At 60.6% G+C, this 10,083-nt stretch carries 7 protein-coding genes; all 7 read right to left on the bottom strand.

Translation table 11 applies throughout. The annotated features are described in order from the left end of the window. Positions 1 to 367: 367 nt before the first annotated feature. A complete protein-coding gene (locus ABYV89_RS10540) occupies positions 368 to 2,704 on the bottom strand; it encodes an O-antigen ligase family protein (protein ID WP_432822914.1) in 2,337 nt (778 codons plus the stop codon). A gap of 189 nt (positions 2,705 to 2,893) precedes the next feature. Then, positions 2,894 to 3,619: a tyrosine-protein phosphatase gene (locus ABYV89_RS10535; RefSeq protein ID WP_432822913.1), complete on the bottom strand. Its 726-nt coding sequence runs from the start codon at positions 3,617 to 3,619 to the stop codon at positions 2,894 to 2,896. Positions 3,620 to 3,651: 32 nt separating this feature from the next. Then, complete coding sequence (locus ABYV89_RS10530) at positions 3,652 to 5,832, bottom strand: GumC family protein (protein WP_432822912.1); 2,181 nt, start codon at positions 5,830 to 5,832, stop codon at positions 3,652 to 3,654. A 110-nt stretch (positions 5,833 to 5,942) separates the two neighbouring features. Continuing rightward, positions 5,943 to 6,719, bottom strand: a complete 777-nt coding sequence (locus tag ABYV89_RS10525; protein WP_432822911.1) for an SLBB domain-containing protein — start codon at positions 6,717 to 6,719, stop codon at positions 5,943 to 5,945. Positions 6,720 to 6,757: 38 nt separating this feature from the next. Continuing rightward, entirely contained in the window at positions 6,758 to 8,011 is a 1,254-nt protein-coding gene (locus ABYV89_RS10520) for an outer membrane beta-barrel protein (protein ID WP_432822910.1), read from the bottom strand. 91 nt (positions 8,012 to 8,102) lie between these two features. Beyond that, positions 8,103 to 9,026 (bottom strand): hypothetical protein, encoded by a 924-nt coding sequence (locus ABYV89_RS10515; protein WP_432822909.1) that lies wholly within the window; start codon positions 9,024 to 9,026, stop codon positions 8,103 to 8,105. Positions 9,027 to 9,538: 512 nt separating this feature from the next. Next, positions 9,539 to 10,083 (bottom strand): NAD-dependent epimerase/dehydratase family protein (locus ABYV89_RS10510; protein WP_432822908.1); only part of this gene is annotated, 545 nt, incomplete at its 5' end.

Here is a 10,083-nt window from a genome sequence, read left to right as displayed (position 1 = left end):
TGGCGGCATCGACCTTGAACTCATCTGGGTGACGGTACAGCAGGATTTACCTGTTTTAAAAAACGCACTTCTCAAAATGTCAGCGTAACTCGGGCATTTTTCAAAGATCGCAAACTCCCCCAAATGAAGAACAAGGCGCAGGATACAGCACAGATGGATTGCCCTTATGAGCCGTTATTCGTGCCCATTCGTGCAATTCGTGGACAGCGGTTTTGACCGTTGACTGCCGTAGCACGCGGATCAGATCCGATGCACACGGATCTATAAATATCAAGGGGGCAGGCTCCGCCAGGTGCCTGTCCCCTTCCTTCTTCCTTCTTCCTTCTTCCTTCTTCCTTCTTCCTTCTTCCTTCTTCCTTCTTGCGCCCTACCGACCCAGCTTTTCCAACCGCGCCTTGACCCACTTCTGTTTCGGGTCGAGCAGCAGCGCCTGCCGGTAAGCCTCGATGGCCAGAATGGTAATCCCCTGCTGCTCATACAAGCTGCCGGCGGTACGCTGCAGGCCGGCATCGTCGGGAAAACGCTCGATCGCATCGAGGATCAGCGCCAGGGCTTCGTCGGTGCGTTTGCGCTCGTTGAGAAACCGGTAAAAGGCCCAATAGGGGCCGGTCCACGGGCGAGGCTCATCAGCCACCAGGCGCACCGCGCGGCGATAGGCGGCCTCGGCCTCGGCTTCGCGCACCTGGGGATTGAGCGCGGCGGCGTACAGCTGCCAGGCCAGGGCCCGGGGAGGAAGGGCTTCCTTCATTTCGCGCCAGTCGACCCCCTGCAGCGCCATCAGGGTCAGAAAATCTCCGGTTTTTTCCGGCGCCAGGTCAAGACTGCGGCGCACCAGCACAAAGGCCTCGGCCCGGCGATTTTGTTTCAGTAAAAATGTCGCAAACGGCCCGACCGGGCGGAGGTCGGCCTGGTCCATGGTCACCCCGGCCTTGAGCAGGGATTCCTCCAGCTCGACCAGCCCCAGAGCCCCGGCCGAGTGGGCGGCCCGCTGCAGGTAGGAATAACGCAGCGGGCGCAGGCGCAGGGCCTCGCCGTAGGCCTGCAGAGCCTCGCCATGCCGGCCCAGCGCGGCCAGAACGTTGCCCTGGGTAAAGCGGCCGCTGCCGTCGAAGGGGGTCCAGGCCGCAGCCTGCCGGGCCTGCTGCAAAAACGCCTGCAACTGCTGGCTGTCCGGTTTGCCGCTGTCCTCCCGAGCGATGGTCGCAAGGGTTGAAGCGGCGAACAGGCCACCGATGTTAAGGAGCAGGCTGGCGATGAGCACAGCCGTCAACAGCAGCAGGGCGGGTGCGTTCAGGCGCCGGGTAAGAGGAGGCAGCTCGCTGCCCGAGCGGTTTCGCTGTGAGGTGGTATGGGCAGCCGAGACCAGCAGGCTGCACAAAAAGGCGAAATGGATTCCGTTGGCGCCGATATGCAGGTTGTAATCCGTCAGGCTGTGCAGCAGAATCGCGCACAGGCCGGCGCCAGCGCCGAGAAAGAGGTAGACCGAAAAGGCCCGGCGCCGGCGGCCAAAAGCCTTCCAGCTCGCGCGCCCCACCTGCAGCGCTGCCCAGCCGGCCAGCGCGACAGCGATCCCCCCCCCATCAGCCAGCAGTTCCACGTAGTCGTTGTGGGCGCGATTGACCACCAGCTCTCCGTGGTAGATGCTCTGATAGGGCGCGTAGCTGTCGATGAAACTGCCGAAACCGGTGCCAAAGAGGGGAAAATCGCGAAACAGGGCGAAGCAATCGGCCCAGTAGGTCAGCCGGCCGTCGGAGATCTCCCCCTGCAGGTTGCGCATCCTGGCGAAAGCGGCGAAGATCGGCTCCCAGCCGAAGACCCCCACCGAAAAGAAGAGCACCACCACCATCCCCAGCAGAATCAAGGCCCGCCTGCGCTCCTGGCTGCGCGAAATAAGCAGCAGCGACAAGATCATCAACGCCGCGAGCGAGCTGAGAATCCCCCCCCGCGACAGGGAGAGAAAGATCGACACCCCGATCAGTAGCGCGGCCATGCCGGAAAGGAGATGCACGTTGAGGCGCGGGTCGCCGAAAAAATCGACCAGTCGCTCCTTCCAGTCGCCGTAGCGGGCCACCGGCTTTTCCAGCAAAAAGAGGGCCGTAACCAGCGGCAGCAGCATTCCCATCAGTCCGGCGTAGTGATTGCCGTTGAGATAGCTGCCGAAAGCCTTGCTGGCATAATCGGGCCAGGGGTGCAGCAGCCAGAGGGGGTGGCCGTTGGGAACCAGGGCACTGAGGATCGAGATCAGGGCATACAGGCCGGCAAAGGCGGCGATCAGGTGCAGTGCCCGTTTCTGCGGGGTGCTGCCGGCCAGGCACTGGCTAGCGAAGACGTAGATGGCGAGACAGGCGGAGAAATACCAGAAGGCCTCCAGGGTCAGCCCCCGGTTGAGCGACAGCGGCATCCAGGTTTCAGGCAACAGCAGCCAGACCGTATCGGCATAGCGCTGCCAGGCGGTCGGCGAAAGGAGTTTGAGCAGCGACGGCGGCAGCGGGATCACCTGCAGCAGCATCAGGGCGCCCAGCAGGCCCAGCGGCAGCAGACCGGGAGGGCGCACCAGCCGGCGTTTACCCAGCGCCCCTTCGATAAGCACCCAGAGCAGCCCCAGCAGGCAGAGCGCCTGAAACACCGTCAGGGCGACCGGCCCGCTGGCACCATAGGACAGCGGAGCAAAAACCAGGATGAAGATCAGCAGGTAGAAGGGCATCTTTGCACCCAGAGAGATGGAAGGAGGAAGAGGGGAAAGGGGAGAAGACAGCTGTAAGCTGTAAGCAGAGAAACTTCTGTCTGCCGCCCACCTGTCCATTTCAATTCAACAGGTTCACATATTAACCGGCCGCAGGAATTATTCAAGGTGATGCGAGAAGCCGGGCATTCCTTCTCCCTTCAGCCGTCCTTACCAATCCAGCCCCTCGATCACCCGGGCGGGATTGTCGACCACCAGCCTGCGGGCGGCCTCGGGGCCGATGAGTTTCGCCGCCGCCTTGACCCCGGCCGAGAGGACCGGCGGCCGCCAGTCGGCGGAGTGGCCGTCGCTGGCGAGGAAGTGCACCAGCCCCTTTTTCAGCAGGTAGCGGGCGCAGGAACGGGCCGAACCGCCGAATCCCCCTGTCAGGCTCTCGGCGGTCAGCTGCACCAGCGCCCCCCGCTCGACCAGGTCGATCAGCAGCTGCGGGTCTTGCACGACAGAAGGGTTGCGCTCCGGGTGGGTGATGATCGGGGTCAGGCCGTGGCTCAGCGCATCGAACAGACTGGCCCCCGCCTGGGCGGGCAGATGGGTGTGCGGATATTCCACCAGCACGTAAGGGCCGCCGTTGATGCTGTAGCGGGCCAGGGTTTCGGCCCCGAGGTTGTAAAGGTTGTCCCCCCCCGCCAGCACCCTGAGTTCGATGCCGGCCTGGGCAATCGCGCTGTTCAGTTCGGCCAGCCGCCCGGCGATCAGCGCCGAAGAAGGCGGGTTCAGGGTAACATGCGGCGTGGCGACCAGCACCCGGGTGCCGTCGGCCGCCGCCAGGTGCGCCATGGCAAGCGAGCCGGCCAGATCGGCCGGCCCGTCATCGATGTCGTGAAGAATGTGGCAATGAATGTCGATCATAAATTCAGGGAGAAGGAAAACCTCCAATTCTTCCTTCTTCCTTCTTCCTTCTTCCGTTACTAAACCTCTTCGGTCGCTTCGCCGTAGTTGCTGTAATTGCCGTACGAGGCGTAATAATACTGGTAATAGTAGTCGCTCTTCTTGAATTCGAGGGCGTTGATCACCAGCCCCAGCACCGGCGAATTGATGTCGGTAAGCAGCTTGAGCGCCCGGGAGGCCATGTGGTAGGTGGTCTTGCGGGCCCGCGTGACCAGCACCGTACCGTCGACGATTCGGGTCAGGATGCGGCTGTCGGCCACCGACAGCAGCGGCGGCGAGTCGATCACGATCACATCGTAGTCCTGGCTGAGCCGTTCCAGCAGCTGCGGCATCAGCCGCGACGACAGAAGCTCCGACGGGTTAGGCGGAATCGGCCCGGCGGTGATTACAGTAAGGTTTTCGTGCGGCCCCTTCTTCAGGATATTCGCCTTGCCGCCGGCCAGGTAGTTCGACAGCCCGTTCTCGTTATTGATCTTCATGGCCTTGTGGATCCTCGGCTTGCGCATGTCGGCGTCGATCAGCAGCACCCGCTTGCCGGCCTGGGCCAGGGCGCCAGAGAGGTTGATGGCGGTGGTGGTCTTGCCGGCCGCGGCCGCGGCGCTGGTGATCAGCACCTTCTCCGGCACCCCCTCAGAGGTCGAGAGCATCAGCGAGGTGCGCAGGGCCTTGTAGCTTTCGGCAAAGGCGCTGCGGGGCGATTTCAGCACCACCTCCTCGATCGGCAACCCCTTTTCTTCATGATACAGCGACACCAGCCCGAGTACCGGCAGGCCGAGGGCCTTCTCGGTCTCTTCGGGATACTTGATGGTATTGTCGAGGTAATCGACGAAAAAGGCCATGCCGATGCCGGCCATCAGACCGACGATGATCCCCAGCAGCAGGTTCTTTTTCTTGTTCGGCTTTACCGGCGCCAACGGCACCGACGCCTCTTCGACGATCCACAGGGTTACCGGGTGGGTCTCCTGGGTGATGCTCTGCTCCTTGGCCTTGAGCATCAGGGCGTCGTACATCTGCCGGTTGGTATCGACCTCACGTTTCAGGGCGCCGTACTGGATGAAGCGCTGGTTGAGCCCCTGGGCCTGGGCCTTGGTCTTTTCGAGCTGGGCCCGCAGGTTGGTTTCATCCGACTGGGCCAGCTCAAACTGGTTACGAATCTGCTGGATGATGCGGTTGATCTCCTGATCGCGCTTGCTCTTGAGAATATCGAGGTCGGCCACCGCCTTCTTGTGCACCGGGTGCTTTTCGCCGAACTTGCCCGAGAGCTCGAGAATATTCTGCTCGGCCTTGAGAATCTGGGCACGCATCGTCTGCAGGGCCGGGTCGGCAGAAATATTGGGGATGGCCATCGCCTTCTGGTAGTCGCCGGCCACCTGCTGAACCATTTCGTACAGGGTCTCCAGCTGAATCCGTTTCGATTCGGCGGTCACCAGCTGGCTGCTGACCTGGGCCAGCTCCTGCGGGGTGAGGGTCAGCCGGTTTTCGAGGGTGATGATGTCGTTATCGACCATGTATTTCTGCAGGGCCCGTTCCACCGACTCGAGCTTGGCCCCCTCCTCGGCAGCCTTCTTGCCCATCCACTCCAGGGTCATGCGAGTCGATGCGAGTTTCATCTCCATGGTTTCCTGGATATACGCCTTGGCCGTGGCATTGGCCACCTGGGCGGCGAACTCTGGGTTGGGCGAGAGATAACTGATGGTGACGATGCGGCTGTTCTTGAAGGGATTGACCGCGATGCCTTCATTGAGCCGGTCGGCCACCCGCACCAGCTCCGCCGCCGGGTCCTTCGCGGCGGTCTCCTCGTCAGTGCTGCTTCCGGAGATCAGATCCTTGATCGAACCGAACCAGCCCTTGATCGATTGCAGCAGGGATGTGTTTTCGGAATTTTTGCCGCGATAGGCGTCAAAATTGGCGGCCAGATCGAGAGTCTCGACCACCCGGCCGGCAACCGCCCGGCTCTTGATCAGCTGATACTGGGTCTCGTAAAACTCCGGATCGTAGATGCGCGAGGAGGAGTTGCCGGTCAGCTCTTCGCTGGCCGCCTTCTCGATCAGCACCTTGGTCGTCCCCTTGTAGAGCGGGGTGGTCGAGAAGGTATAGAGCGCCACGGCGACAAAGATCAGGGCAAAGACGGCAATTACCAGATTGCGGTGCTTGGTGATCACCTTGAGGTAATCTCTTAAGTGGATTTCTTCTTGTTCCATAGCTTGTAACTACTCTAATAGAAAGAGGGAAAAAGGGAGCAGGAAGGAGGGATACGGTTAAAGGGCAGAAAATCCCCTGCTCCCTTCTTCCCTCTCTCTTCTCCCTGATTTCAAAAAAAGCTCTCAGGTACCACAATAACATCGTCGGGCAGCAGCGGCTCCTGCATGGAGACCTTTTCCAGCAGCTGCTCCTTGCCATCGATGATGCGCACGATACGCACCCGGTTCTTGGCCGCGATCTTGGTGAAGCCCCCCGACATGCTGATCGCCTTGAGCACGGTCGTCCCCTCCTCAAACTTGTAGGAGGCGGGCTTTTCGACCTCGCCGGTCACGTAGAACATGCCGGCCTTGTCGATAAAGACGCTGTCCTGGTCGAGAATCTGCGGATTCAGGCTCGGATCGCCGGAGGAGAGCAGGGCCTGCAGGTTGATGCGCAGCACCTTCTGTTGCTGGCCGTCGGCGGTCTCCTTGCGGTTGATGGTCACCTGGTCGCCGGCGTTCTCGCGCAGCCCCCCCGCCATGGAGATCAGCTCCAGCAGGTGGGTCTGCCCCCGCAGCTCGTAAACCCCGGGATTGGCGACATGGCCGATAATGACCACTTTTTTGCTGCGGTATTCCTCGATAAAGACCGAAACCTGCGGGTTGACCAGGTAGCCGTCGGCGAGCAACTGCTCGATCTGGCGGGTGACCCCCTCGATGGTGAGACCGGCGAGGGGAACCGTGCCGACCAGCGGAAACTGGATGCTGCCGTCGGTGCTGATACGGCAGACCGAGCTCAGATCGGGATTATCGTACACGGAGATCTTGATGACGTCCCCCGCCCCGACCAGGTAGTCCTGCTGATCGGCCCTGGCCAAAGACGGGGTGAACATCATCGAAAAAAGCAACAGTATTCCAGCTAATCGTCTCAAATTGAACAGGCTCTCTAGAAAGAGACCGAGATCATCGCCATCACAGCATTTTCACGATATTCGTTGGTTGCGATGTCAGAATCACGGTCGGTGTAATCATAGCCGAGGCTCAAACGGAGCCACTGCTGCATATCGTAGTTAAACTTGATGCCGGCGCTGGCGGTGTGGTCGATGCGGCCGGTCCTCTCGCTGTCTTCGCGGTACTCGTCGCGGCCGTAACCGGTACGCAGAACCACGGCGAGTTTCTGGGTCAGCGGATGGTTGAAGGAAAGGCCGATCCGGCGGTGCAGGATGTTCTGAAAATCCTTTTCGGTCGAGACGTTGACCCGCTGACGGCCGGTGAGGGTGATGCTCGAGCGCTCGAGGAAACCGTAGCTCAGGGAGGCATCGCCGATCAGGTCTTCATAGGTGTTGTTGTCGGCCACATCGACGCTGGTGCGGCCGTAACCGAGCTTCAGGTGACCGCTGATGCGGGCGTTGGAGTCGAACTTGACCCCGGCGAAGAGGTGATTCTCCACGCTGTCGCCGAGGACGTCGCGATCGTAGTCGAGATCGATATAATCATACTGCAGAAAGAGCTCGGTCTTGGGGAGGATTTTGTAGAGCACGTAGGCCGAAAGCTGGTCGTCGGTGCGCTCCTTGAACAGGCTGTCGCTCTTGTCGTAGTCGAGGGTGTAGTTCGAGTAACCGGCGCGCAGCTTGAGCTTTTCGCCCACCTTGTAGAAGACGATGGCGCTGGCCAGGTTGGACTTGAACTCTTCCTTCTCGTCAGAGCCGGTCTTGGCCTGGTTATCGTAATCGGCGACGTAGACATCGGAGACCTCGAGAGTCAGCCCGCCGGCGAAGCTGTACTGCAGCACCCCCTGACCGGTATGCTTGGTCGACTCCTCATCCGTGTGTTCCGCATAGTTTTCGATGTCGGCGCGATAGAACGCAGAGCCTTGAAAGCCGTAGAAGTCTTCCCCCTGAAAACGCGAGACCCCCTGCCCGCCCGGGGCGTCGTTAGAGCTGACAATCGAGAAGCGCTTGCGGTCGGTGGCCGGCAGGGCCAGCCAGATGCCGGGGCTGACGGTGGTGATCCAGTCGCCGTCTTCATTGTTGGCCGACTGATCGAAGTTGTCGGTATATTTTTCGCTGATCTCCAGCGACGGGTGCACATACCCTGTAGCGGCACCGAACAGGTCAGATGTTTCCACGGCCCCGGCCAGCGACACGCTCCCCATCAGAACCATCGCAGCAGCGGCCAATCCCTTCTTGTAAAACGACATGGTGTTACCTCCTGGTGGCAATATTAAATACAAGGGACAGCTAGAGAACGGAGAGCAGAGGGCAGAACCGTCCGTCTTCCGTCTTCCGTCCTTACGTTCCGCTGACCTTGGGATCCTTGGGATCGGCCAGGACAGGTTCATCTTTTATCCGCTCCTCAATGGCCTTCACGATGGCGGCGGCCTGCTGAGTGCTGGAACCCGAATCGACGAGAACTTTAACGACCACGGCGGATGCCTGTGCGGCGGTTGAGCCCGAAGCCACCAGCGCCTTAACGACCGCAGTCGTTGCGCCGCTGGCCACGGCGGCGGTTGTCGCCTCGGCCTTGGTCGCCGGATTGGCGATGGCGGCGGTGACGACCTGCTGAGCGACCGTCGGGTTGGCCGCTACGGCCGCCTTAACGATCTCGGTGGTGGAGACCTTGACGGTCACAGCGGCGGTCATCAGCTCGCCGGCGGCCCCGGCGGCGGCCGAGCCGCTCACAACCATGGCCAGGGTCAGCGTGGGAACAGCGGCGGCACCCGAAACCGTCGCCGCGGGAGCCTCCTTAGCAACCGTCAGGGCCGCCGTAATGATCTGGGTCGCAACACCTGCGGTCTTGGCGGCGGCGGCCACGGTCTGAAAGGGGATATTGGCGGCGACGGAAGCTTTCACCACCGATTGGGCCAGAGCGGGATTGGCAGCAGCGATCGTGACGGCCGCCTGCATCACCTCGGCCAATTTGCCGCTCTCGCCGGCTGCGGCAAAGACCTGGGTCAAGACCTGTTCAAGGCTTTGACCCGGCTCGAGCTGCGACTGGGCCAGCACCAGCACGTCCTGCACCGTCACAACCCCTTCTTTCAGCAGGGCCGCAAAGACGGACTTCTGGGTCGCGCCCGGTGCCTTCATGAGCTTTTTGTACTGGTTTTTGATTTTCTCCGCCTTCTCGCCCTGCTTATCATCATCCTTGGCAAACCCCAGGGAACTGCATGACAGCAGCATAACCAGCAGTACGGCAACAAGTCTGAATCTTCGCATGTAAAATCCTCCCCCTTGTGTCTTATGAACCCTATCGAATCGGTTAAAATTGATGGCGTCGCAAAAAGGCTTAGCCGGCCAGTCAAAAGTTCACCAGCCATTCCGACCCCGCGGTTCAATTTGCAGGATCTGGGCCAGCATCTCCACTTTTCACTGCCAAGAGAACAAAAGCCGTTTTAAAACGATTTAGTATAAACCATACCGTAAATCTTGTCATCCATATATTCTTAAGAATTACTATGAACCCGGAGGGGCGAGGGGCGAGGGGTGAGGGGTGAGGGGTGAGGAGACTAATCGACTGGCGCTTTAACCATGACTGAAGTGGTCATTTAACGGGAATCGGCACGGGGACAGGCGTAAAGCATACCCTTCAAGCCGTCCACGAATTCACACGAATGTTCACGAATCAGATTCAGATCAGGCCTGGCTCACAGGGTTTCAGCTGTCATTCGTGCCTATTCGTGACATTCGTGGACGATTCCCAGGTTTTCTTCGCGTCCTTCGCCTTCCGCCTACCCGCGAAAATTCTGCTGATTCTCCAGAAACCACCGATACGTCCGTTCGAGTCCCTCGCGCAGGGCAACCTTCGCCTCCCAGCCGAGCGCCTTCATCCGTGTAACATCCTGCAGCTTGCGCGGGGTGCCGTCGGGTTTGCTGGTGTCAAAACGGATCCCGCCCCGGTAGCCAACCACCTCTTTGATCGTCTCGGCCAGCTCGCGGATGCTCACGTCGATGCCGGTTCCGAGGTTGACGAAACAGGGGGCGGGATAGTTCAGCAGATGTTCCGCCAGCGCCGCCTCATCCAGCTCCATGATATAAAGGCTGCCGTCGGCCATGTCGTCGACAAAGAGAAACTCCCGCATCGGCGTGCCGGTCCCCCAAACGGTGACGACGTGGTCGTCCGGTGAGGGGTTACTCCTAACACCTGACGCCTCACGCCTCACACGCTCCATCTCCACCTTCGCCTCATGAAACCGGCGGATCAACGCCGGCATCACGTGCGAGTTTTCCGGGTGAAAGTTGTCCCCCGGGCCGTAGAGATTGGTCGGCATCACCG

The organism is Trichloromonas sp. (assembly GCF_041583255.1).
Taxonomy (GTDB): domain Bacteria; phylum Desulfobacterota; class Desulfuromonadia; order Desulfuromonadales; family Trichloromonadaceae; genus Trichloromonas.
The sequence above is the reverse complement of the archived record's forward strand: the minus strand, read 5'-3'. Positions and strand labels throughout refer to the sequence as shown.

Excerpts from the sequence above, each read along its gene's own strand:
- ABYV89_RS10540 (WP_432822914.1), bottom strand. The coding sequence starts at position 2,704 with ATGCCCTTCTACCTGCTGATCTTCATCCTGGTTTTTGCTCCGCTGTCC.
- ABYV89_RS10530 (WP_432822912.1), bottom strand. The coding sequence starts at position 5,832 with ATGGAACAAGAAGAAATCCACTTAAGAGATTACCTCAAGGTGATCACC.
- ABYV89_RS10520 (WP_432822910.1), bottom strand. The coding sequence starts at position 8,011 with ATGTCGTTTTACAAGAAGGGATTGGCCGCTGCTGCGATGGTTCTGATG.
- ABYV89_RS10515 (WP_432822909.1), bottom strand. The coding sequence starts at position 9,026 with ATGCGAAGATTCAGACTTGTTGCCGTACTGCTGGTTATGCTGCTGTCA.